This window comes from Lysinibacillus sp. fls2-241-R2A-57 (assembly GCF_030209535.1).
Classification (GTDB): Bacteria; Bacillota; Bacilli; order Bacillales_A; family Planococcaceae; genus Lysinibacillus.
Window position 1 is genome coordinate 39,375 of sequence record NZ_JARVRU010000021.1, and the last position, 21,774, is coordinate 61,148.

Genomic DNA, 21,774 nt, shown 5'->3' on the forward strand with positions numbered 1-21,774 from the left:
AGACATGGCGAACAACACAAACCGCAGTTCAAACCAGCTTGCAGTACCTGGTGTACAACAAGCGCTTGATCAAATGAAATACGAAATTGCACAAGAATTTGGTGTTCAATTAGGAGCTGACGCTTCAGCTCGTGCTAACGGTTCCGTTGGCGGTGAAATCACTAAACGTCTTGTACAAATGGCAGAATCTCAATTAAAAGGTATGCCAAACAACAATCAATAATTGCTTAATTAGCAATTATTAAACTTAAAACCAGTGACCGTAAAAGGCACTGGTTTTAGTTTGTTTAATTTTTTATTTTTTTATCCCCCAAATGATTTAAATGTAGAGATTGTATTTGAAATATCCTCACTTTCGCAAATCGCAGAAATAACAGCTATTCCATCCGCGCCTGCTTTAAATACCGTATGTGCATTCGAGCAATTTATGCCTCCAATTGCAACGATAGGGAGCTCCGGATATCGTATCCGAACTTGCTCTAAAAAATTAGTTCCACTAGGTGGGTTAGCATCGCTTTTAGAGGTGGTTGCGAAAATAGGGCCAATTCCTACATAGTCAGCACCATATTGTAGGGCAGTTTGTAATTCAGCTTGTGAATGAACAGAAACACCTAAAATCATGTTACCAACTTTTTCGCGTACCAGCGACACAGGTAAATCCTTTTGTCCAATATGAACACCATCAGCTCCAAGCTTTACAGCAAGCTCTACATCATCATTGACGATAAACGGAACATTATATTGTTGACAGAGCTTTTGACAGTCTCTTGCAAAACTTTCATACGCTTGTCCAGTGAGAGCATTTGGTCCTTTTTCACGAAATTGAAACATGGTAATTCCGGATTGTAGAGCCTTCTCTAAAACGTTTAGTGGCTCCTGATTTAAAACATTAAGAGTACCCATAATAAAATATAACTGTAAATCGTCACGTTTCATGAATGATCACCTCATAAGAATCCTTAAAGTTTTGATAAGCAAAATGATTTGTTGGACCATGACCATGACCATGACCGAGAGATAAATCATGAGTTATGGCTAATTGAATAAACTTTTTTGCTTCCACAATCGCTTCTTTAATGGGAAGCCCACTTCCAAGAAAAGCAGTTAGTGCAGCGGAGAACGTACAGCCTGTACCATGTGTATTTTTTGTTGCAATACGAGTGGACTGCATGGAAAATGATTGACCATCTTGCAAAAATACATAGTCAATAGCATAATATTTATCGGCTAAATGACCGCCTTTAATAATGACACATTGAACGCCCATTTGTAAGAAGATGTAAGCCACGTCCTGAATATCTGCCAACGTTTTAATTTTTCTTCCAGAAAGTGTTTCAGCTTCAGGTATGTTCGGTGTTACGATTGTTGCTAAAGGAAGTAAATACCTACGTATTGCAACAATTGCTTCTTGCTGTAATAAGCTTTCGCCACCTTTTGCAATCATGACTGGATCGACAATTAGTGGAATATTTACTTCGGCTAAAATATGTGCGATTGATTGAATTATTTCGGAAGAAAATAGCATTCCTGTTTTAATAGCACTAATTGAAAAATCCTCGATTAGTGCTTTAAGTTGTTTTTCAACAAAGCTAACTTCAATTGGTAAGACATCCGATACACCAAGTGTGTTCTGGGCAGTTAAAGCTGTAATAACAGACGTTCCAAACACCTTTAATTCCTGAAATGTTTTTAAATCAGCTTGTATGCCCGCACCGCCACCACTATCTGAACCAGCAATTGTCGTTACAATATGCATCATTCTTCACCATCCTTGGAAAGACGATGTAGTTCATTCAATATTGTTATTTGAAAATCGCCAATGTAATGAGTCGCAGAAGCGGCTTGTTCTGCCACTTTTTTATAAAGCGATAAAGTATCGACCAATTGGTAATATGGTTCATTCCCTGCGGTGTAGGCGGCGCAACAAATAGCACTTAATAAGCAGCCAGTTCCAGTGACTTCTGTCATTTGAGAATTTCCACCTGTAACCCATTGATGCTGTTTGCCATCAGTAATAAAATCCTTTTCACCGGTCACAATAACAATACAATTGTAGAGTTGAGCTATTTGTTTTGCCTCAACTTCTAATGAAATTGAACCAGTACCACTATCTACGCCTTTTTGTTGCCAGTCTACATTGGCAATCGCTGCAAGCTCTCCGATATTACAACGAATTGCTGCAAATTTTATTTCCGCCAATAATTGCTGTACCGTCTGTTTACGGTAAGAAGTTGCACCTGCAGCAACAGGATCTAAAACAACGGGAATGCCCTGAGCATTTGCCTTTTTTCCTGCAAGTAGCATTGATTCTTTCATCTGTTCATTAAGGGTACCGATATTTAACAATAAGCCTGAAGCAATAGCGACCATTTCTTCAACTTCATGACTGTCATCAGCCATGACTGGCGAAGCGCCTATTGCTAATAAGCCATTTGCTTGGAAATTTGCCACAACATAATTGGTAATGCAATGAATCAGTGGATTTTGTTTACGGATATTTTGAATAATCAATTTAAGTCCTCCTCTAATGGATGGACGTAAGCATGCAAAAAAGGCCCTTTTTCGTGCAGAAAAAAACACGTAAAAAGAGCCTTTCATCAATGAATTAGATGTGAATTGCTCCCTACGTCAGTATTAACTAACAGGTTCAAAGGGTCAGGTTTTACCTTCTCAACTCTAAATGAGTCCCCCTGCAATCTTGCTTTTAGTTGACCAAAATGTACCATATTTTTCTTTAGTGTTCAATAGAGAGTTTTTTTGAACTAAGACGTGACTGATGCCATATAGCAGAGCATGATAGTTGTCATGACTTTTTAAAATTGAGTGCCTTTCATTGAAAATGATAAAAATTGAGTTTTATAATGAGCATAGCAAAAGGGGGCATTTGCCATGAAACGACAAGATTTAATCGCACCAGAGTGGTATAACATTTCAGAGGAAATCGAAAAATATGCACAGGATTCTACAAAAAATGCATTGATCGTTTATAACGAAAATGAGGAAATTCAATACATTACATATGCTAGTTTACTTGAAAAGGCGAATCAGGCAGCACATGTATTTACATCTTATGGTTTAACAAAAGATGATGTTATTTTAGTCATGGTACCAAGATCAGTTGAAGCGTATATCGTTTATCTTGCGGCCTTAAAGGCGGGGCTAACGATTATACCAAGCTCAGAGATGTTGAGAACTAAAGATATTGAATATCGAATCAATCATGCTAATGCAAAAGGCGTTGTTGCATTTGAGCCTTATGTTGAACAATTTGATGCTGTTCAAAATTCACAAGGCATACAGAAATTTGTCATTGGCCATGCACATGAATCATGGCAGCCGTTGCTTGAAAAAATGCAAAGCCAACCAACAACCTACATAAGTTCTACACCTACTAGAAGTACTGACATTGCATTTTTAGCCTATACGAGTGGTACAACAGGCAATCCAAAAGCAGCCGTACATACACATAGCTGGGGTTATGCACATTTACGAACAACTGCACCGAATTGGTTAGGTGTTCAAGAAGGTGACATAGTTTGGGCTACAGCAGCTCCAGGCTGGCAAAAATGGATTTGGAGTCCGTTTCTCGCTACATTAGGAAGTGGTGCAACAGCATTTGTCTACAAAGGTCACTTTGATGCGACAACATACCTCACGCTGCTTGAAAAATTCCATATTAATATTCTGTGCTGTACACCAACCGAATATCGATTTATGGCAGCACTTGAAAATTTACAAGATTTCAATTTAAGTGCAATTCGTCAAGCCGTGTCAGCAGGCGAGCCTTTAAATAGTGAAGTGATAAAAGTATTTTCGGAGGTCTTGAATTTACAAGTGCGAGATGGTTATGGACAAACAGAAAATACGTTACTTGTTGGTACAATGGTAGGAATGAAGGCTAGAATTGGCTCAATGGGTAAACCTACTCCGGGAAATACTGTTGAAATTATCGATGATTTTGGAAATCCAGTTGCAATTGGAGAAGTTGGAGATATTGCTGTACACCGTGAAACACCCGCGTTATTTAAAAAATATTTAAATGATCTAGAACGTACAAATTTACAATTTAGAGGCAATTGGTATATTACCGGAGATCGTGCATATAAAGATGAAGATGGTTATTTTTGGTTTGAAGGACGCGGAGATGATATCATTATTTCGTCTGGCTATACGATAGGACCATTTGAAGTAGAAGATGCATTATTGAAGCATTCAGCAGTTAAAGAAACTGCAGTTGTTGCGAGTCCAGATGAGGTTCGTGGAAATATTGTGAAGGCATATATCGTGCTCCATGATGGAGAAATTGGTAATGAAGCACTGATAAAAAAACTACAAAACCATGTGAAGACTTTAACAGCGCCATATAAATATCCTCGCGCGATTGAATTTGTAACGGAGCTACCAAAGACTTCATCAGGCAAAATTCGTCGTGTCGAATTACGTGAGCAAGAAAAAAATCAATAGAGCAGACATTAATCATTTCCTAGGAAATAATGTCGATAAAATCAAAGTTCGCGCTTTTTCTATGAACTTTGATTTTTTTCGTGATATTAGGTAATGTAATATAGGTTAAAACATTTGCATATTGTTGCAAAAAAGTGAAACAAATTAGAATGTCAATCGTATAACGTGAAGAGGAGGCGGAAAGACATGAATGTTAAAAGGTGGGTTGCTTTAATAATTGCAGGTGTCCTATTAGTATTTTCATTGGGGATGAACACCCTATTTGCAATTTTTAAATCAGATTTCTTTAGCAATTTTGATAGCTTAGTAGCTGGAAACAATTTGGAGATAACAGAAGCGGTTAAAGAAGACGGCAATATGGATAAACGTATTGCATACTTAAAGGTTGATGGTACGATTCAAGATATTGGTTCAGGCACAGTATGGCAACCAGTTGCGTATGATCATCAATTTTTCTTAAATCAATTAGATATTATTTTAAATGATAAGTCTGTACAAGGTATTGTCCTAAGTGTTAATTCACCAGGTGGTGGTGTAAAGGAATCAGCAGAAATATATAAAAAGCTCGTGAAAATTAAAGAAGAGCGACAAATTCCAATCTATGTTTCTATGGATTCGATGGCTGCTTCAGGTGGTTATTATATTTCAGCACCAGCAGATAAAATATTTGCACAACGTGATACAATTACAGGTTCGATTGGTGTCATTATGCAATCCATAAATTATCAAAAACTAGCTGAAAAAGTTGGTTTTAAATATGAAACATTTAAATCTGGTGCACATAAGGATATGCTTAGTCCAATGCGTGAAGTGACGCCGGAAGAGCGTGCAATGATGCAAGATATGATTAATGAAACGTATGAGGAATTCGTTGATATTGTTGAAGAAGGACGTAGTATGTCTGAAGCTGAAGTGAAAAAAGTTGCCGATGGTCGAATTCTTAGCGGTACGAAGGCTCTTGAAGCAGGCTTAATTGATGAAATTGGTGATGAGGAAGCAGCAGTTGCGGCACTACGTGAAGACTTTGGCTTAGAGGACGCAGAATTATTTGAGTATTCATATGATGTGGGTGGCTTGCAATCGTATGTTGGTATGAAGATTGGATCCATGTTCGGTCCATCAGCAGAGGAAAAAATGCTGATGAAAATTATGACGGAATATAAAGCACCAAAAATGATGTACTTATATGGCGAATACTAAGGAGGGAGTACAATGACAAACAATGAAATTGTTATGCAAGGTTCACCCTCTATGGGAGATGCCCTCCCAATTGATAAGCCAATTGCGAATAAAAATTATGCGCTAAAAACTGCAGGCTTTTGGGTACGTTTTTGGGCATTTTTATTGGATGGATTGATGATTACAGCAGTAATCGGAATTCTCGTTAACCCAATTTTTTATTTAATGGATTGGTCATTATCTGAAACAGTGTGGTATGCACCGATTTCGATTATATCTGCTATTGTTTATTACAGTTATTTTGTATTAATGACGAAATTTTTTGGGCAAACATTAGGGAAAATGATATTTGGGTTACGTGTTATTTCATTAAAACATGATAAGCTAACTTGGTCAGATGTGTTATTCCGTGATTGGATAGGACGTATCATAAACAACGTTTTTATGCCACTGTATATTCTTGTAGTCATTTTACCAAACAATCAAGGTCTACATGATTTTTTTGCAGATACAGCAGTTGTTCATGAAAAAGTTTATATTGAAAAAGACATCGTGCAACCATCTGTGCCAATCAAAGAGGAAATACCTGAATCTGTATCTCTAGAGAAGAAAACTGAACCTGAAAAGCTAGAGGAAAAAGACGAAGAATAATAGCTAGGGCTGTCTCGTTAAAGTGAGACAGCTCTTTATTTTTGTAGTTCATAATGTGGAGGGATTTCCGTTCCAACTAGGCACTTTCAGTTGGAAAATGGTGCAACTTTGAGCAAATACGGCTGGACAGGTGTGAAAAGATTTTTTCAAAACAATTTTTGATAAGCTGTCTCAGTTGCAATTAATTCCCTTCATTTAGTAATATTATGTACATATGAAGATTAGGAGGCGTTTATATGGCACAAGTAACATTTAAAAATGGTCCAGTAACACTTGTAGGTAATGAAGTAAAGGTTGGAGATCAAGCACCAGATTTCACTGTATTAGCGAATGACCTTTCACCTGTTACATTAAAAGATTCAGAGGGGAAAATTCGTTTATTTAGTGTAGTCCCTTCATTAGATACTGGTGTATGTGATGCACAAACACGTCGTTTTAATGAAGAAGCAGCAAGCTTAGGTGATAATGTAGTTATCTATACAGTATCCGTTGACCTTCCATTTGCTCAAAAACGTTGGTGTGGTGCAGCAGGCATTGATGCTGTTCAAACCGTTTCAGATCACCGTGACCTGTCATTTGGTGAAGCATACGGTGTCTACATCCAAGAATTACGTCTTCTAACACGTGCAGTATTTGTTGTGGATGCAAATGACAAAGTGGCATATGTGGAATATGTTTCTGAGGCAACAAACCATCCAAACTATGAAGCGGCAATTGAAGCTGTAAAAGCACTAGCATAATTGATGGATTTTAGGCTAAGATATTACTAGACAAAGGGGCTGTGACAAGTTTTTGTCACGGCTCTTTTCTGCGTGAAAGGAAGTTATGTATGGAAAATATCGAGAAGTTATTTGGTTTGCTAAATGAACATGCTGAAAAGATAGAAAAAGAGCATAATATTACATTGCTAGAGGGTATTCTAGATGGCTTAGAGGCATGGCTGGATGGGGAAGTTAATTTTTCACAAGATGGTGCGACAAAGGAAGATGTGCGCAAAGCGATTCAAATTGCTGTTTTAAAAGGGATGCGAAAAGGCTCTCAACCAAATCACCAAATGACACCGGATACTCTAGGGTTATTAGTTGGTTATTTTGTGGAGCAAATATTTGCTAATCGACTAGAAACAGAAAAAATTTCTATTTTAGATCCAGCACTAGGTACGGGAAATTTACTACTAACAGTTATGAATTTATTAGATGGAAAAATAGAAGCTACTGGTGTAGAGGTTGATGAGTTACTTATTCGTTTAGCTGCTGCAACTGCTGATTTGACAGAGCAGCCTGTTTCATTATATCGCCAAGATGCATTACAAGATCTGTTAGTAAATCCTGTTGATGCTATTGTTTGTGATTTACCAGTCGGATATTACCCGAATGAAGATGTCGCATTAGATTATGAATTATGCTCTTCAGAAGGGATGAGTTATGCACATCACTTATTTATTGAGCAGTCCATTAACTACACGAAAGATGGTGGCTACTTATTTTTCCTTGCGCCAACCCATCTCTTTGATTCTGAGCAGTCGAAACAACTGCATAAATACATTCAAAAGCATGCTTGGATTCAAGCAATTATTCAATTGCCAGATACAATGTTCGCCAATAAAGCTCTTGAAAAGAGCATTGTCATTTTGCAAAAGCAAGGAGAAGCTTTCAAAGCACCAAAAGAGGTGTTGTTAGCAAAAGTACCAAATATGCAAAATAAACAAGCTCTTGCTATGTTCTTTGAAAAAGTGAAAATGTGGCAAGAAGGTAAATAAGTAGGTTCTTCACCAAAACGTGTGGTTGATTTCCGTTCCGACTAGGCGCTTTGTAGCTGACGCTTCGCTTTCGCACAGAGCAGAGCTTCCTGGGGGCGTCCGATGAGCCGCTTCACTCGCTATGCTCGCTCCAGGGTCTCATCTGTGACGCTGATCCCCAAGGAGTCGCCCAGTCTCCACTCCAATCAACCCATATGGCATACTTTTTAACAAATGTCATCCACGACTTTTGGTGATGAACCAATAAGTAAAAAAAGGTATCCTAAATAGGATACCTTTTTATGTAATGCAAAATTAATTTTCAGGTGTACGGATAACAAGTACGTCGCATTTAGCTGAGCGTACAATTGCTTCAGATACTGAACCGATTAGGAAGCGTTCTACTGCATTTAGACCAGTTGCACCACAGATGATTAAGTCTGCATCTACAATTTTAGAAAGCTCTTTTGTAATGATATTTTTTGGTGAGCCGTATTCAATTACAAGGTTAACGTTTGTTAAGCCTTCATCTTCAGCTTGTTTTTTGTAACCATTTAATAGTTCTTCAGAGAATGCTTGAGCACGTTCAGCAATTGAACGGTCATAAGCTTCGATTGCAGCGAATGAACGTGTGTCAATAACATTTACAAGATTTAAAACAGCACCTTCGTTACGTTTTGCAACATCAATCGATTTACGGAAAGCGTATTCAGCTTCCTTAGAACCGTCTACTGCAACTACAATGCTTTTATAATGATTAGCCATTTGAATTACCTCCCTGATTTGTATATTTTGATTATACCAAATGATTTTCTAAAGGAAATACTTTCCGGAAGAAAAAATGTGAAAAAGTGAAGGCATTTACAGCGATTTGACTCATAATCATAACGTGTGGTTTATTTCCGTTCCGTCTGGGCGCTTTCCTAGCCGCTTGGGGCAGCAAATGTTTTATGCTTCATTACGGAGCAAAGATTACCATCTGAATTTAAATATTTGGTATTATAGGAATAATATAAATTTTGTTTATAATCACTTTAATTAAAGCATTTTTTTTATTTGTTTGGTAATATGGAAATGCAAGGGGTGCATCAATACATCGAAGTGTATGTAACAAAATGATGCTTATTTTTTAGGTAATGGAAGGGGATAGGAAAGATGAAGATTGGTATTCCAAAAGAGATTAAAAACAATGAAAATCGTGTAGCCATGACACCAGCAGGGGTTGTAACATTAACACATGCAGGACATGAAGTGTACATTGAAACTGGAGCAGGTTTGGGCTCAAGCTTTACAGATGCAGACTACTTAGCTGCAGGTGCTCATATCGTTGAGACGGCAAAAGAGGCATGGGCGCAAGAAATGATTATGAAAGTAAAGGAACCAGTAGCATCAGAATACGAATATTTCTATGAAGGTCAAATCTTATTTACGTATTTACATTTAGCGCCAGAGCTTGAATTAACGCAGGCACTGTTAAATAAAAAAGTTGTAGGGATTGCTTATGAAACCGTACAATTAGCAAATGGTTCTTTGCCACTTCTAACACCCATGAGTGAGGTTGCAGGTAAAATGGCAACACAGATTGGTGCACAATTTTTAGAGAAAAATCATGAAGGTAAAGGTATTTTACTGGGCGGCGTGTCAGGTGTGCAACGTGGTAAAGTAACTGTTATCGGTGGCGGTATAGCTGGAACAAATGCGGCGAAAATAGCTGTCGGAATGGGTGCGGATGTAACGGTTATTGATTTAAGCCCAGAGCGTTTACGTCAGTTAGAAGATCTGTTTGGTCGTGATGTTCAAACATTGATGTCCAATCCTTATAATATTGCAGAGTCAGTGAAAAACTCAGATTTAGTAGTTGGAGCCGTTTTAATTCCTGGCGCCAAAGCACCAAAGCTTGTTTCTGAGGAAATGATTCAGTCAATGCAACCAGGCTCAGTAGTTGTTGATATTGCCATTGACCAAGGCGGTATTTTTGCGACATCTGATCGTGTGACGACACATGATGACCCAACTTATGTAAAACATGGAGTTGTGCATTATGCAGTAGCGAATATGCCAGGTGCTGTACCACGTACTTCAACAATTGCTTTAACGAATAATACAATTCCTTATGCACTTCAAATTGCTAGTAAGGGTTACAGACAAGCATGTCTTGACAATCTTGCGTTGAAAAAAGGTGTCAATACTATAGATGGACATCTCGTTTACAAGGCAGTTGCAGATTCTCAAGGTCTGCCATTTGTAAATGTTGATGAGTTAATTCAATAAATTAAACAACAAAAGGAAGCACCGTGTTTGGTTGCTTCCTTTTATGTTGTTGAAAAATTATTGTGACAATGGAGTTGGCTCTTCGGCAAAACGAGGGTTGATTTCCCTTCCAGGCTACTCGCTTTGTCGCTGCCGCTTCGCTTTCGCACAGATAAAACATTTGTTGCTACCGCTTCGTTAACACTCCGCTTTCGCACGAAAAATCTTTGTTGTAGTTTTTATAACCATAAATTAGAGTGCCATGCAAGAAGATACATACTATGTGAAATAGTTGATTGGAGTGGAAGCTGGGCGACTCCTTGGGGATCAGCGTCACAGATGAGACCCTGGAGCGAAGGGAAGCGGCTCATCGGACGCCCCCAGGAAAGCGCCCAGCTGGAACGGAAATCAACCCCTCGTTTTGCAGAAGAGCAATACTTAACACTAAAAAAGGAAGCACCATGTTGGTTGCTTCCTTTCCCTTAAATAAACTTAAAGTACAATCAAATCTTTCGGGAATTTTGTTAGTACTTCTACTCCGTCTTTTGTTACGACAACATCATCTTCAATACGGACACCTGTCACATCAGATTTATAAATACCTGGCTCAATTGTGAAGACCATGCCTTCTTCCATAGTCATTTCATTTGCGCCTGTAACAGATGGGAATTCATGTACGGAAATGCCGAGTCCATGACCAAGTCGATGTGTGAAATATTCGCCATAGCCTGCTTCGGAAATAGTATCACGAGCAATTTTATCTAAATCCATTGCACGAACACCTGGTTTTACTGCTGCAATTGCATTTGTGTTAGCAGATAGTACTGCGTTGTAGATTTCCTTTTGTGCCTCGCTAGGTTCACCAAAGGCAACTGTACGTGTAATATCAGAGCAATATCCATCGTAAATTACGCCGAGGTCGAATAACACCATATCGCCCTTTTCGATTTTGCGAGCACCTGGAGTACCGTGTGGAGAGGCTGATTTTGGACCACTCAATACCATTGTCTCAAAGGACATCTTGCAGCCCTTATCCTGAATAGCGTTTTCTATCGCTGTTAAGATTTCCATTTCTGTTTTGCCTTCAGCGATTTCTTTACAGCCGATTTCAATAGCATAGTCAGCTAGTTCAGCAGCTTTTCGTAATTTATCTAATTCATTTTCATCCTTAATTACTCGCATAGCATTGATTTTTTCGTCGAGACGGACAAAATTTGCCTGAGGAAACGATTGTTGTAGGGCTTCTAAACGCTCTACAATGAGATGAGCTTTTTCAATAGCAAACGTTGATGGATTAACATTACGTGCTTTTATCGCTTGTGCAAGAACTTCCATTGAATTTTCAGTATCTTGGTGACCAATGACTTCATATGACCAACCAGCAGCCTTCGCATCTGGGATCTCCATTTGTGGACAAATTAAAAAAGGATCTGCCTCTTTAAAAATCATTACGCCTAATAATCTCTCATGTGGATTACTTTTAAAGCCCGAAACGTAAAAAACATTGTCTGGAGTTGTGATGAAAGCAGCATCAATTTGATTTTGTTGTAAATAATTTTGAATTTCTTCAACTTTTGACATAAACATTTCCTCCTCTTATTGTATTGAAAAATTTTCACGTGCTCGGCTGCAATAATAGCCTACACGATGAGGCTTCGACCTATAAGGAAATTATAACTCGAATTCGAAGCTTCATTTTTGTACGAATGAATAATCGTCTCCTAACAGGTGATGCTATTATTCTATGTACAGCATATCAAAAAAAGGGAAAAATCGCATGGATAGCGAATAAAAATGATGTAGCACAATATGTACTGCAAGGAGGAAGCTTAAATGGAAATTAGTTATCATGGACATTCCGTTGTCAAAATTCAATCAAATGGGAAAACGATTTTAATTGATCCATTCATTAATGGGAATGGGCAAACAGATTTAAAGGTAGCTGATGAAGCACCAGACATTATTTTACTTACACATGGTCATAATGATCATGTTGGTGATACAGTGGAGCTTGCAAAGAAAAAAGATGCCCTCGTCATTGCGCCGAATGAGCTAGCTAATTGGATTTCATGGCAAGGAGTGAAAACACATCCAATGCATATAGGTGGAGCTAAGGAATTTGATTTTGGTAAAGTGAAATTTACTCAAGCCTTCCACGGTTCGTCTTATGTAACTGAAAATAATGAAATCATTTATATGGGAATGCCTGCTGGAATTTTATTATTTATAGAAGGTTTAACAATCTATCATGCAGGTGACACAGCTTTGTTTAGTGATATGAAATTAATTGGAGAACGCCATCCTATTGATATTGCGTTTTTACCAATTGGTGACAATTTCACAATGGGTCCAGAGGATGCTGCTTGTGCAGTGTCATTTTTGAAACCGAAAATTGTCGTACCAGTTCATTACAATACATTCCCTCCAATCGAGCAGGATCCACAAATTTTTGCAGATTTAGTACAAAATTCAGAGGTTCAAATTTTAAAAGCAGGTGAAAAAGTAAACTGTTCCTAAACATTGACACTGCTGTTCTATATGAGTTGACACCGCGTGTGTAGTTGAAACGATGGGAAAAGTAAAACAAATTCACACTTTATATTAAATATTTTTATAAAAAATATGGTACACTAAGAGCAGAATTGATCTTGAGAAATAGGTGATATTTTGTCTACAAAACATGAGAAAATTTTACAATACATCGAATCACTACCCGTGGGCGATAAAATTTCAGTACGTCAAATTGCGAAGGAAATGCAGGTGAGTGAAGGAACGGCTTATCGTGCTATTAAGGAAGCGGAAAATCGTCGTTTAGTAAGCTCTATTGAACGTGTTGGAACGATTCGTATTGAGAAGAAAAAGAAAGAGAATATAGAGCGATTAACCTTCGCTGAAATTGTTAATATCGTAGACGGCCAAGTTTTAGGTGGAAAAACAGGTCTACATAAAACATTAACGAAATTTGTTATTGGTGCAATGCAGTTAGAAGATATGATGCGTTATACAGATGCAGGAAGCTTGCTTATCGTTGGTAACCGTATTAAAGCGCATGAAAATGCACTACGAGCTGGTGCAGCTGTTTTAATTACAGGGGGCTTTGATACAACTGAGGAAAACAAGCTACTTGCAGATTCCTTAGACCTACCAATCATTTCAACTAGCTATGACACTTTTACAGTAGCAACAATGATTAATCGTGCAATTTATGACCAATTAATCAAAAAAGATATTTTATTTATTGAAGATATTTTTGTGCCGATGACTGATACTTCTGTTCTTCGAAATGATGAAACCATTCATCATTTCCACAAGCTAAATGAACGAACAACTCATGGTGCATTTCCTGTTGTGACAGCAAACAATAAGCTTGTTGGGATGATTACCGTAAAAGACGTTATTGGTCGAGAAGAAAATGAGCTTATTGAGAAGGTTATGACAAAAAATCCGATTGCTGGATCGATGAAAATGAGTGTTGCTTCTGCAGGACATCGTATGATTTGGGAAGGGATTGACCTGCTACCGATTGTCGATGATGACAATGTTTTGCAAGGTGTCATTAGTCGACAAGATGTACTAAAGGCGCTTCAGCTTGCACAAAGACAGCCACAGCATGGTGAAACAATTGATGATTTAGTGAAAAATGAGATGAAGGTGCTTGGCGATGAAGATTTAATCGTAGAGTTTAAAGTAACACCTCAAATGACAAATCAATACGGGGCAATTTCTTACGGAGCATTTACAACTTTGTTAGCAGAAGTTGGCTCATTTGCGTTAAAGCGCCGTAAACGTGGGGATGCAGTTGCCGAAAACATGACAATTTATTTCATTAAGCCTGTACAGATGGAAAGTACACTTACGGTAAGACCTAGAATATTAGACATGAGTCGTAAGTTTGTGAAAATGGACTTCGAAGTGTTTAATCAACAAATGCTTGTCGGTAAGGCAATGATGATGTTCCAACTACTGGAACGTTAGGAAGACATAAAAAGGGATGGCCTAGGGCAAATGCTAGGTCATCCCTTTAATATTCATCGGTTAATACGGAATTCTTCTTCAACAAATTGACCGTAGTGACGAGCTTTTTTAATATTTTCGATAATAACAAAGATGCCTAAAATGACAAGAATTGCTACAATAATAAATGTATATAATCCCGGGAATAAATATGCTTGGTTTAAACCAAATAAAAGAATAAATAAACCGAAGCATACGTTCGCTTTGCTTTTGTACCAATTTTTAGCGATTGGTAATGAAGAACGGAACTGTTTTGTTTTAAAATAAAAATAAATGGCAAATGATATGATAATTGCAAACACAAAAATTAAATTGAGCATAGTAAACCTCCTAGCATAACTAGACTATATTGTAACGATTATTGAAGAAAAATGCTAACGGTTATTACTATCCTATTGGAGGAAATTATTTTGAAAAGACAAATCATCGACACAATTGCTTCATATGAAACAATCGTTATTCATCGTCATGTGCGTCCAGACCCAGACGCTTATGGATCTCAACAAGGATTAAAGGAGCTTATTTTAGCAAATTATCCTGAAAAGAAAGTTTTTGCTGTAGGTGAGCATGATGAATCTTTATCATTTTTAGCGAAGCCAGATGGCATTTCGGATGATGTATACGACAATGCTTTAGTTATTGTGACAGATACTGCAAATACTGAACGTGTAGACGATCAACGCTATACAAAAGGTAAAATGGTCGTTAAAATAGATCACCATCCAAATGATGATGCATATGGTGATTTACTGTGGGTGGACACTACTGCAAGCTCTTGTAGTGAAATGATTTATGAGCTTTTTGAGGAAGGGAAAGAAGTAGCAAACTGGACTCTATCTGATGCAGCCGCTAGATTATTATTCGCTGGTATTGTAGGAGATACAGGACGATTCCAATACCCTAGCACGACAGTAAAAACTTTTAAAGTTGCAGGAGAGCTTATTACTTATGATTTTGATCGAAATCAAATTTTCGATGGAATGTATGAAATGGATCAAAAGCTTTTAAATTTACAAGGTTATATTTATCAAAATTTCAAAATAGATGAGCATGGGGCAGCACATATTAAGCTGACAAAGGAATTGCTAGCTGAATTTAATGCTGTACCGTCAGAAGCGTCACTGTTAGTCGGCTGTCTTGGAAGTGTGAAAGGCATTTGTGCATGGGTGATTCTTATTGAAGAGGCCGATCAGATTCGTGTACGTTTACGCTCAAAAGGTCCTGTTATTAACACTTTGGCAAAGGAATTTAATGGCGGTGGCCATCCGCTTGCTTCGGGTGCAACGGCTTACTCATGGGAAGAAGCAGATCGTGTTATAACGAGATTACAGGAAATTTGTAAAGCGTATCGATAAACGTTAATATTTGGGTGTATGCCATATATAAGTTGATCTTCGTTACGGCTGGACGTTAGCGTCACAGAGAAGAACCTGGAGCGAAGCGGGGAGGGGACGAAGGCTAAAAGCATCACGTCCTGTGATAACGCCTTCGTGATCAACCTCGTGCTGGCAGGACGCCATTCAGCCGGAACGGAAATCAACCACACGTTATGGTGATAATCCAACTCAAGAGAATAAGAACGTGCTTCTGTCATAAAAATAAAGCTTTGAAATTAATATTTTCTTCGATATTTAGAAAGGAAGGGATTCATTTGACACATGTATACACGAAAATGCATACGAGCGCGGATTTATTGAAAAGCACGATTCGGCTTGAACAATTGATCCCTTTTTTACAAGAGCAAAATACTCAGACCTGTGCAATCGTCAATTCAAAATTGTACGGGCTTTTGCCTTTTAGTAAAGCATTGCAACAAGCTAATATTCATGCTGTATTAGGGCTCTCGGTAAACGTACAGTGGCACGAAAGAAAGGTTCCACTTGTACTGTATGCTCAAACACAAGAAGGCTATCAGAATCTTTTAAAGATTAGTAGTGCCGTTTCAATTCGAGAGGATGATGCACTTCCTTGGAAATGGCTAGAAGGATATGCAACAGGCTGCGTGGCATTACTTTCTTCGGATGATTTAGTGGAAATGGAAGATTGGACTGAAGTAGCAGGTGATTTGAACAGGGTATTTGGTAAGCATTTATTTATGGGGATTGCAAGGCCAGCAGGGATGATAGCGGAAAAAGAAGAAACGTATGTAGCATGGTGTGAAACTATGAATATAGCGATCGTTGCTTCACAATGCTGTTATTTTTTACGTCCAGAAGATCATTTTGCCTTCGAGGTGGCAAGAGCAATTGATACAGGTGAAAAGCCCGCAGGTACAATGTTATCCGCCCATTTACAAGGTTATTTCGCTCCAACTGAGGAAGAATGGCGAAGCTGGTTTGTTGATCATCCAGAATGGCTTGAAGCTAGTGCAACGATGCTAGCTAGCTGTACTGCGGAAATCCCTGAAATGCACGTACAAATGCCTAAATTCCCTGTACCAACAGGTGAAACAGCCGAAAGCTTGCTTGTCAAAGAAGTATTTGCAGGATTAGAGAAGCGTTTCAAACAAACTGAAATCCCGCATGTTTATCGAGAGCGACTTCAATACGAGCTTGAAATTATTTGTTCGATGGGCTTTGCTGATTATTTTTTAATTGTTGCAGATTTTATGCATTTTGCTAAAGAGAACCGCATTTTAACTGGCCCAGGTCGTGGTTCTTCAGCGAGTTCTCTTGTAGCGTATAGTTTATCCATTACACAAGTAGATCCGCTCGTTTACGGCTTATTATTTGAACGCTTTTTAAACCCTGAACGTGTCACACTTCCAGATATAGATATCGATTTTGTTGACAGTAAAAGACAAAAAGTCATTCAATATGTTGCTCAAAAATATGGGAAGGCAAATGTAGCGCAAATTATTACGTTTGGCACTTTATCTGCTAAGGCAGTTGCTAGAGATGTTGCGCGTGTTTTTGGTTTTGAAGCTGAAACATTGGAAAAAATTTCGAAAATGATTCCGAATAAACCTGGGATAACATTGCAAAGAGCGGTGGACGAATCACAAGGCTTGCAAGGCTGGCTAGCAGAGGATGAGAAACATCGTCGATGGTTAGAGGTGGCATTCAAACTAGAAGGGTTGCCAAGAAATTCTTCTACTCATGCAGCCGGGATCGTGCTGGCCCCATCTCCACTAGTCAATACGATACCGATTGAAGAGGGGCATGACGGAATATATTGTACGCAATGGCCAATGGGAGATGTAGAAGCTTGTGGCCTTGTCAAAATGGATTTTTTAGGTTTGCGCAATCTGACAATATTAGAGCAGGTACGATGGTCAATTTATAAAGCAGGTGGCCCGTGGATAGAGTTTGAGCTTATTCCGATGCAAGATGAAAAGACATTTCAGCTTCTTCAAAAGGGAGATACATTAGGTATTTTTCAATTAGAATCTGAAGGTATGAAGCAAGCTTTACGGGATATACATCCAACCAATTTTTTAGATATAGTAGCAGTCAATGCGTTGTATCGTCCTGGCCCAATGGATTTTATACCTATCTATGCAAGACGGAAAGCAGGGAAAGAACCTGTTATGATGCCACACCCAGCTTTAGAGCCCATTTTACGAGAAACATTTGGTGTCATAGTTTATCAAGAGCAGATCATGCAAATTGCTTCGGTGATGGCTGGTTTTACGATGGGACAAGCGGATTTATTGCGCCGAGCGGTAAGTAAGAAAAATCGTCAAGTATTAGAGGAGCAACGTACTTCATTTGTAGGTGGAGCAATGCAGCAAGGCTTTGATATTCAGGTGGCTGAAGAAGTGTATGCATTAATTGTACGCTTTGCAGACTATGGTTTCCCTAAAAGCCATGCTGTCGCATACAGTGTTATTTCTTATCAAATGGCCTATTTAAAGGCACACTTCCCACTAAGTTTTTATGCGGCGCTATTATCAAATGCAACAGGAAATGTGGAAAAAATTCAGCAGCTTGTGAGTGAGGCAAAAGAGAAAGGGATTCCATTTTACCCACCTTCATTAAAACATAGTACGAAATTTTTTACGGTTGAAAAAGATGGAGTTCGCTATAGCTTATCTGGGATAAAGGGTGTACCCTATACATTTATAGAGTCCGTTAATGCTTTACGCCAAACGAATACAGAAGCATTTGATAATTTATTTGATTTGGCAGTTGCCTTAAGTGCACAGCATTTTAAACCGAAAGTAATGGAGTCTTTAATTTTCGCTGGGGCTCTTGATTATTTAGGGAAAGATCGTGCGGTACTGATAGCAACTTTGGAGGCCGCCCAGATGCATGCTGAGTTGCTAAGACCAACTGAGGATATTGATATTGCATCGGCTACTGCTTTTAGTTTTGGTAAGCCAAAGTATATGGAAGTGGAAGCGATGTCTCAAAAGGAAAAATTACTGCGTGAGAAGGAAAGTCTTGGATTTTATATATCAGCACATCCAGTCACTGAGGAAAGAGCTTTTTGGAATGAAGTAAATATGACATGTCGTGAGTTAAAGCATGCACGTGAGGGAACGTATGTTAAAATAATTGGCATCATAGAAGAAGTGAAAAAAATTCGGACTAAAAAGGGTGAGCAAATGGCTTTTGTTCAGCTTCAGGATGAATTTGGAACAGTATCAATTACTTTATTCCCTCAGGTTTTTCAGCTTGTGCAAGAGTTGTTGCTGGAAGATGAATTAATCTATTTTGAAGGAACGTTGGAAAGACGTTTTGGTAAGGCACAGATTAAAGTAAAACATGTCCAAGCGACGAAAAAAATATGAAATTGAAGAAAATATTAGAAACTGCATAGATTTACTATGCAGTTTTTTCTTTACTTTTTAATAATTATTTTGTAAGCTAGAGTCAACGTCGAAAAGTGGTCAGACCACTTTTTATAAGAGGAGTTGATCGTATGGATAAAAAAAACGAGCAAAAGAAAGTGTTTTTAGAAATCGTCCAACAATTACGTCAACTTATTAAAATGGAAAAAATTCAGGCTGGTGAAAAATTACCTTCCGAACGAGTCCTTTCAGAGCGTCTAGGTGTCGGGCGATCCTCAGTGAGAGAGGCGTTGCGTAGCTTAGAATTGTTAGGTCTTATTGAAACGAGACATGGTGGAGGTACTTTTCTAGCTTCAACACATAAACATCAGCTCGTAGAAATACTGTCGATGTTTATATTAGAAGATGAAAAATCGAAAAAGGATGTCGAATTAACGCGACATATTCATGAAAAGGAAGCAATTCGCGTAATAAGTTGTACAGAGACTCTGCGAACACTACCTGTGTGGGACAGTTTTTTTGTAAAGCTAGAGATAGAAGGTACGATTAATTGTCTGAGTGTTTTACGAGAAATATTAATCACGTCAGGGAATCGTCTTTCGTTGAAAATCTGGTTTCAATTAGCAGCATATGATGGTGATCGTTTAAATCGAAACTCAACTGAAGATGAAAAATTACAAATTCAAACTATGTTGAAATCGATGCAGCTTGGCTATGAGAGAGAAGCATTTAAAGCCTACGAGCAATGGATGAAGACTGTACAGAGTATTTAGACAACAAAGGGGGAGTCGAACATGGCAATACGCAGCTTATTTAGTAAAAAGAAAGAAGACGGACAAGAAAAGGGATTTCCAGAAGGACTGATGACAAAATGTCCAGAATGCCGTCATATTCAATTAACGAAGGAATTAGAAAAAAATCATAAAGTATGTTCAAAATGCGACCATCATTTCAAAATGACTGCACAGGAGCGCGTAGTAGATTTCTTAGATGAAGGTTCATTTGTTTCAATGGACGATCATTTACAAACAAGCAATCCGCTTAATTTCCCTGCTTATGTTGAAAAAATTTCAGCCGATCAACAAAAAACGGGATTAAATGAAGCTGTACTGACAGGATTAGGAACCCTTGATGGAGAAGAAATTGTAGTAGCCATTATGGATTCTCATTTCCGTATGGGTTCAATGGGCTCAGTTGTCGGAGAAAAAATCACACGTGCTGTTGAAAAAGCTACTGAATTACGTGTACCGTTTATTATCTTTACTGCAAGTGGTGGAGCGCGCATGCAAGAAGGTGTACTATCATTAATGCAAATGGCAAAAACGAGTGTGGCGTTAAAACGTCATAGTAATGAAGGATTATTGTTTATTTCAATACTAACGCATCCGACAACAGGTGGTGTTTCGGCAAGCTTTGCCTCTGTTGGGGATATTAATATTGCTGAACCACAAGCTTTAATTGGCTTTGCTGGTCGTCGTGTAATCGAAGAAACAGTTAGAGAAAAACTACCAAATGATTTCCAAACGGCGGAATTTTTACTAGCACATGGTCAGCTCGATGCAATCTTCCATCGCAAAGATTTACGAAACCAAGTAACAGTACTTGTAAAAATGCATACGAAAGGCGGCGTGCAACATGTCTAAAAATTTGGCTTTTGAAGAACCAGTAGTACAATTGCGTGGGAAAATTGATGAGTTAAAAAAAATTGCTACCGAAGCAGAAGTAGATATGACAGGCGAAATTGAAAAGCTTGAAACACGTCTAACACAGCTAGAAGAATCTATTTATGCCAATATGAAGCCGTGGGATCGTGTACAGGTTGCTAGACATCCTGAACGACCAACAACATTACAATATATAGAAGCTATGTGTGAAAACTTTATAGAGTTACATGGAGATCGTACGTTTGGTGATGATGCGGCTATTCTTGGAGGAATTGCTCTCTTTGAAGGACAGCCAGTAACAATTATTGGACATCAACGTGGAAAATCAACTAAAGAAAACATTCGTCGTAATTTTGGAATGCCCCATCCTGAAGGATATCGTAAGGCATTACGCTTAATGAAGCAGGCTGAGAAATTTAAGCGCCCAATTATTTGTTTTATTGATACGAAAGGTGCTTATCCAGGTAAGGCTGCAGAGGAACGCGGCCAAAGTGAAGCAATCGCCAGAAATCTCGTCGAAATGGCGGGTCTAACAGTACCAGTTATTAGCATCGTAATTGGGGAAGGCGGAAGCGGTGGTGCACTTGCACTAGGTGTAGCGAATCGTGTCTTTATGTTAGAAAACTCAACGTATTCGGTTATTTCGCCAGAAGGGGCTGCGTCGATTTTATGGCGTGATGGTAGCCTAGCGAAACAAGCAGCAGAAGCAATGCGTATAACAGCACCTGACTTAAAAGAGCTTGGCGTTATTGATGGAATTATCACTGAGATTACAGGTGGTGCACATCGTAATGTAGAGAAGCAGGCACTTTATATGAAAGAATGTATAAGCGACACGTTAAAAATTTTGAATTCTTTAAATGGCGAACAACTAATAGAAGACCGTTATGAGAAATTTAAAAAGATCGGGCAATATACAGAAGTGTAAATTCATATATTTTTTGGATTTCATCAATAGTGGTCGGTAACAAAAAGAGAGAAGATTTTGCCTAGGAGCGAAGACTGGGAAAGTCCTTGGGGATAGCGGTCACTGTTGAAACTTTGGAGCGAGTGATGTATAAGAACGAAGGCTAAAAAAC

23 protein-coding genes and 1 riboswitch are annotated in these 21,774 nt (G+C 38.4%); of the genes, 16 read left to right on the forward strand and 7 right to left on the reverse strand.

All coding sequences use genetic code 11. The features are described from left to right. The first annotated feature begins 4 nt into the window (after positions 1 to 4). A complete protein-coding gene (locus tag QRN68_RS04105) occupies positions 5 to 223 on the forward strand; it encodes an alpha/beta-type small acid-soluble spore protein (RefSeq protein ID WP_285395419.1) in 219 nt (72 codons plus the stop codon). An 80-nt stretch (positions 224 to 303) separates the two neighbouring features. On the opposite strand, the gene thiE is transcribed toward QRN68_RS04105, so the two are convergent. Genes thiE through thiM form a run of 3 tightly spaced genes read right to left on the reverse strand, consistent with a single transcriptional unit; the run spans position 304 to position 2,511 of the window. After that, a complete protein-coding gene (thiE, locus tag QRN68_RS04110) occupies positions 304 to 936 on the reverse strand; it encodes a thiamine phosphate synthase (protein WP_285395420.1) in 633 nt (210 codons plus the stop codon). Then, complete coding sequence (gene thiD / locus QRN68_RS04115) at positions 926 to 1,756, reverse strand: bifunctional hydroxymethylpyrimidine kinase/phosphomethylpyrimidine kinase (RefSeq protein WP_285395476.1); 831 nt, start codon at positions 1,754 to 1,756, stop codon at positions 926 to 928. The genes thiE and thiD overlap by 11 nt, the downstream gene beginning before the upstream one ends. Further along, on the reverse strand, positions 1,756 to 2,511 hold the full coding sequence (thiM, locus tag QRN68_RS04120; RefSeq protein WP_285395421.1) for a hydroxyethylthiazole kinase: 756 nt from the start codon (positions 2,509 to 2,511) through the stop codon (positions 1,756 to 1,758). The genes thiD and thiM overlap by 1 nt, the downstream gene beginning before the upstream one ends. Before the next feature lie 92 nt (positions 2,512 to 2,603). Continuing rightward, a riboswitch (TPP riboswitch) is annotated at positions 2,604 to 2,702 on the reverse strand. A 187-nt stretch (positions 2,703 to 2,889) separates the two neighbouring features. Here thiM and mbcS point away from each other — a divergent pair. The 5 genes from mbcS (at position 2,890) to QRN68_RS04145 (ending at position 8,053) form a co-directional block, all read left to right on the forward strand. Beyond that, positions 2,890 to 4,464, forward strand: coding sequence for an acyl-CoA synthetase MbcS (gene mbcS, locus QRN68_RS04125; protein ID WP_285395423.1), 1,575 nt, complete (start codon positions 2,890 to 2,892; stop codon positions 4,462 to 4,464). Between the two features lie 186 nt (positions 4,465 to 4,650). Beyond that, positions 4,651 to 5,664 carry a signal peptide peptidase SppA gene (sppA, locus tag QRN68_RS04130; protein WP_285395424.1) on the forward strand — a complete coding sequence of 338 codons (1,014 nt, stop codon included), beginning with the start codon at positions 4,651 to 4,653 and terminating at the stop codon, positions 5,662 to 5,664. Positions 5,665 to 5,676: 12 nt separating this feature from the next. After that, positions 5,677 to 6,294: an RDD family protein gene (locus QRN68_RS04135; protein ID WP_285395425.1), complete on the forward strand. Its 618-nt coding sequence runs from the start codon at positions 5,677 to 5,679 to the stop codon at positions 6,292 to 6,294. A 236-nt stretch (positions 6,295 to 6,530) separates the two neighbouring features. Then, positions 6,531 to 7,034 (forward strand): thiol peroxidase, encoded by a 504-nt coding sequence (tpx, locus tag QRN68_RS04140; RefSeq protein ID WP_285395426.1) that lies wholly within the window; start codon positions 6,531 to 6,533, stop codon positions 7,032 to 7,034. Between the two features lie 89 nt (positions 7,035 to 7,123). Further along, entirely contained in the window at positions 7,124 to 8,053 is a 930-nt protein-coding gene (locus QRN68_RS04145; RefSeq protein ID WP_285395427.1) for a class I SAM-dependent methyltransferase, read from the forward strand. A gap of 294 nt (positions 8,054 to 8,347) precedes the next feature. On the opposite strand, the gene QRN68_RS04150 is transcribed toward QRN68_RS04145, so the two are convergent. Continuing rightward, on the reverse strand, positions 8,348 to 8,797 hold the full coding sequence (locus tag QRN68_RS04150) for a universal stress protein (protein WP_285395428.1): 450 nt from the start codon (positions 8,795 to 8,797) through the stop codon (positions 8,348 to 8,350). 390 nt (positions 8,798 to 9,187) lie between these two features. Here QRN68_RS04150 and ald point away from each other — a divergent pair, with 390 nt between their 5' ends. After that, entirely contained in the window at positions 9,188 to 10,303 is a 1,116-nt protein-coding gene (gene ald / locus QRN68_RS04155; RefSeq protein WP_285395429.1) for an alanine dehydrogenase, read from the forward strand. A 1-nt stretch (position 10,304) separates the two neighbouring features. On the opposite strand, the gene QRN68_RS04160 is transcribed toward ald, so the two are convergent. Further along, positions 10,305 to 10,463, reverse strand: a complete 159-nt coding sequence (locus QRN68_RS04160) for a hypothetical protein (RefSeq protein WP_285395430.1) — start codon at positions 10,461 to 10,463, stop codon at positions 10,305 to 10,307. 158 nt (positions 10,464 to 10,621) lie between these two features. Here QRN68_RS04160 and QRN68_RS04165 point away from each other — a divergent pair, with 158 nt between their 5' ends. Then, complete coding sequence (locus QRN68_RS04165; RefSeq protein ID WP_285395431.1) at positions 10,622 to 10,768, forward strand: hypothetical protein; 147 nt, start codon at positions 10,622 to 10,624, stop codon at positions 10,766 to 10,768. A gap of 6 nt (positions 10,769 to 10,774) precedes the next feature. Here QRN68_RS04165 and QRN68_RS04170 read toward each other — a convergent pair whose 3' ends face one another. Further along, positions 10,775 to 11,863: a M24 family metallopeptidase gene (locus tag QRN68_RS04170; RefSeq protein WP_285395432.1), complete on the reverse strand. Its 1,089-nt coding sequence runs from the start codon at positions 11,861 to 11,863 to the stop codon at positions 10,775 to 10,777. Positions 11,864 to 11,988: 125 nt separating this feature from the next. Between QRN68_RS04170 and QRN68_RS04175 the strand changes: the two genes are divergently transcribed. The 3 genes from QRN68_RS04175 (at position 11,989) to QRN68_RS04185 (ending at position 14,257) form a co-directional block, all read left to right on the forward strand. Continuing rightward, positions 11,989 to 12,126, forward strand: a complete 138-nt coding sequence (locus QRN68_RS04175; RefSeq protein WP_285395433.1) for a hypothetical protein — start codon at positions 11,989 to 11,991, stop codon at positions 12,124 to 12,126. Beyond that, a complete protein-coding gene (locus QRN68_RS04180) occupies positions 12,116 to 12,799 on the forward strand; it encodes a metal-dependent hydrolase (RefSeq protein ID WP_285395434.1) in 684 nt (227 codons plus the stop codon). Before QRN68_RS04175 ends, QRN68_RS04180 begins: the two co-directional genes overlap by 11 nt. A 150-nt stretch (positions 12,800 to 12,949) precedes the next feature. Further along, entirely contained in the window at positions 12,950 to 14,257 is a 1,308-nt protein-coding gene (locus tag QRN68_RS04185; protein WP_285395435.1) for a DRTGG domain-containing protein, read from the forward strand. 53 nt (positions 14,258 to 14,310) lie between these two features. On the opposite strand, the gene QRN68_RS04190 is transcribed toward QRN68_RS04185, so the two are convergent. Then, positions 14,311 to 14,616, reverse strand: a complete 306-nt coding sequence (locus QRN68_RS04190; RefSeq protein WP_285395436.1) for a YtpI family protein — start codon at positions 14,614 to 14,616, stop codon at positions 14,311 to 14,313. A gap of 90 nt (positions 14,617 to 14,706) precedes the next feature. Between QRN68_RS04190 and QRN68_RS04195 the strand changes: the two genes are divergently transcribed. From QRN68_RS04195 to QRN68_RS04215, 5 genes are all read left to right on the forward strand, one after another. Then, on the forward strand, positions 14,707 to 15,651 hold the full coding sequence (locus tag QRN68_RS04195; protein WP_285395437.1) for a DHH family phosphoesterase: 945 nt from the start codon (positions 14,707 to 14,709) through the stop codon (positions 15,649 to 15,651). Positions 15,652 to 15,947: 296 nt separating this feature from the next. Continuing rightward, positions 15,948 to 19,031: a DNA polymerase III subunit alpha gene (gene dnaE / locus QRN68_RS04200; protein ID WP_285395438.1), complete on the forward strand. Its 3,084-nt coding sequence runs from the start codon at positions 15,948 to 15,950 to the stop codon at positions 19,029 to 19,031. A gap of 131 nt (positions 19,032 to 19,162) precedes the next feature. After that, positions 19,163 to 19,804 (forward strand): FadR/GntR family transcriptional regulator, encoded by a 642-nt coding sequence (locus QRN68_RS04205; RefSeq protein WP_285395439.1) that lies wholly within the window; start codon positions 19,163 to 19,165, stop codon positions 19,802 to 19,804. Between the two features lie 21 nt (positions 19,805 to 19,825). Then, positions 19,826 to 20,674 carry an acetyl-CoA carboxylase, carboxyltransferase subunit beta gene (accD, locus tag QRN68_RS04210; RefSeq protein WP_285395440.1) on the forward strand — a complete coding sequence of 283 codons (849 nt, stop codon included), beginning with the start codon at positions 19,826 to 19,828 and terminating at the stop codon, positions 20,672 to 20,674. After that, positions 20,667 to 21,623, forward strand: a complete 957-nt coding sequence (locus tag QRN68_RS04215) for an acetyl-CoA carboxylase carboxyltransferase subunit alpha (protein ID WP_285395441.1) — start codon at positions 20,667 to 20,669, stop codon at positions 21,621 to 21,623. Before accD ends, QRN68_RS04215 begins: the two co-directional genes overlap by 8 nt. The last annotated feature ends 151 nt before the right edge of the window (positions 21,624 to 21,774 follow it).

Excerpts from the sequence above, each read along its gene's own strand:
- tpx (WP_285395426.1), top strand. The coding sequence starts at position 6,531 with ATGGCACAAGTAACATTTAAAAATGGTCCAGTAACACTTGTAGGTAAT.
- QRN68_RS04190 (WP_285395436.1), bottom strand. The coding sequence starts at position 14,616 with ATGCTCAATTTAATTTTTGTGTTTGCAATTATCATATCATTTGCCATT.
- thiD (WP_285395476.1), bottom strand. The coding sequence starts at position 1,756 with ATGCATATTGTAACGACAATTGCTGGTTCAGATAGTGGTGGCGGTGCG.
- QRN68_RS04165 (WP_285395431.1), top strand. The coding sequence starts at position 10,622 with ATGAGACCCTGGAGCGAAGGGAAGCGGCTCATCGGACGCCCCCAGGAA.
- QRN68_RS04135 (WP_285395425.1), top strand. The coding sequence starts at position 5,677 with ATGACAAACAATGAAATTGTTATGCAAGGTTCACCCTCTATGGGAGAT.
- ald (WP_285395429.1), top strand. The coding sequence starts at position 9,188 with ATGAAGATTGGTATTCCAAAAGAGATTAAAAACAATGAAAATCGTGTA.
- QRN68_RS04105 (WP_285395419.1), top strand. The coding sequence starts at position 5 with ATGGCGAACAACACAAACCGCAGTTCAAACCAGCTTGCAGTACCTGGT.
- sppA (WP_285395424.1), top strand. The coding sequence starts at position 4,651 with ATGAATGTTAAAAGGTGGGTTGCTTTAATAATTGCAGGTGTCCTATTA.
- QRN68_RS04205 (WP_285395439.1), top strand. The coding sequence starts at position 19,163 with ATGGATAAAAAAAACGAGCAAAAGAAAGTGTTTTTAGAAATCGTCCAA.
- QRN68_RS04160 (WP_285395430.1), bottom strand. The coding sequence starts at position 10,463 with ATGTTTTATCTGTGCGAAAGCGAAGCGGCAGCGACAAAGCGAGTAGCC.
- accD (WP_285395440.1), top strand. The coding sequence starts at position 19,826 with ATGGCAATACGCAGCTTATTTAGTAAAAAGAAAGAAGACGGACAAGAA.
- mbcS (WP_285395423.1), top strand. The coding sequence starts at position 2,890 with ATGAAACGACAAGATTTAATCGCACCAGAGTGGTATAACATTTCAGAG.
- QRN68_RS04215 (WP_285395441.1), top strand. The coding sequence starts at position 20,667 with ATGTCTAAAAATTTGGCTTTTGAAGAACCAGTAGTACAATTGCGTGGG.
- QRN68_RS04180 (WP_285395434.1), top strand. The coding sequence starts at position 12,116 with ATGGAAATTAGTTATCATGGACATTCCGTTGTCAAAATTCAATCAAAT.
- QRN68_RS04170 (WP_285395432.1), bottom strand. The coding sequence starts at position 11,863 with ATGTCAAAAGTTGAAGAAATTCAAAATTATTTACAACAAAATCAAATT.
- QRN68_RS04145 (WP_285395427.1), top strand. The coding sequence starts at position 7,124 with ATGGAAAATATCGAGAAGTTATTTGGTTTGCTAAATGAACATGCTGAA.
- QRN68_RS04150 (WP_285395428.1), bottom strand. The coding sequence starts at position 8,797 with ATGGCTAATCATTATAAAAGCATTGTAGTTGCAGTAGACGGTTCTAAG.
- QRN68_RS04175 (WP_285395433.1), top strand. The coding sequence starts at position 11,989 with ATGAATAATCGTCTCCTAACAGGTGATGCTATTATTCTATGTACAGCA.
- thiE (WP_285395420.1), bottom strand. The coding sequence starts at position 936 with ATGAAACGTGACGATTTACAGTTATATTTTATTATGGGTACTCTTAAT.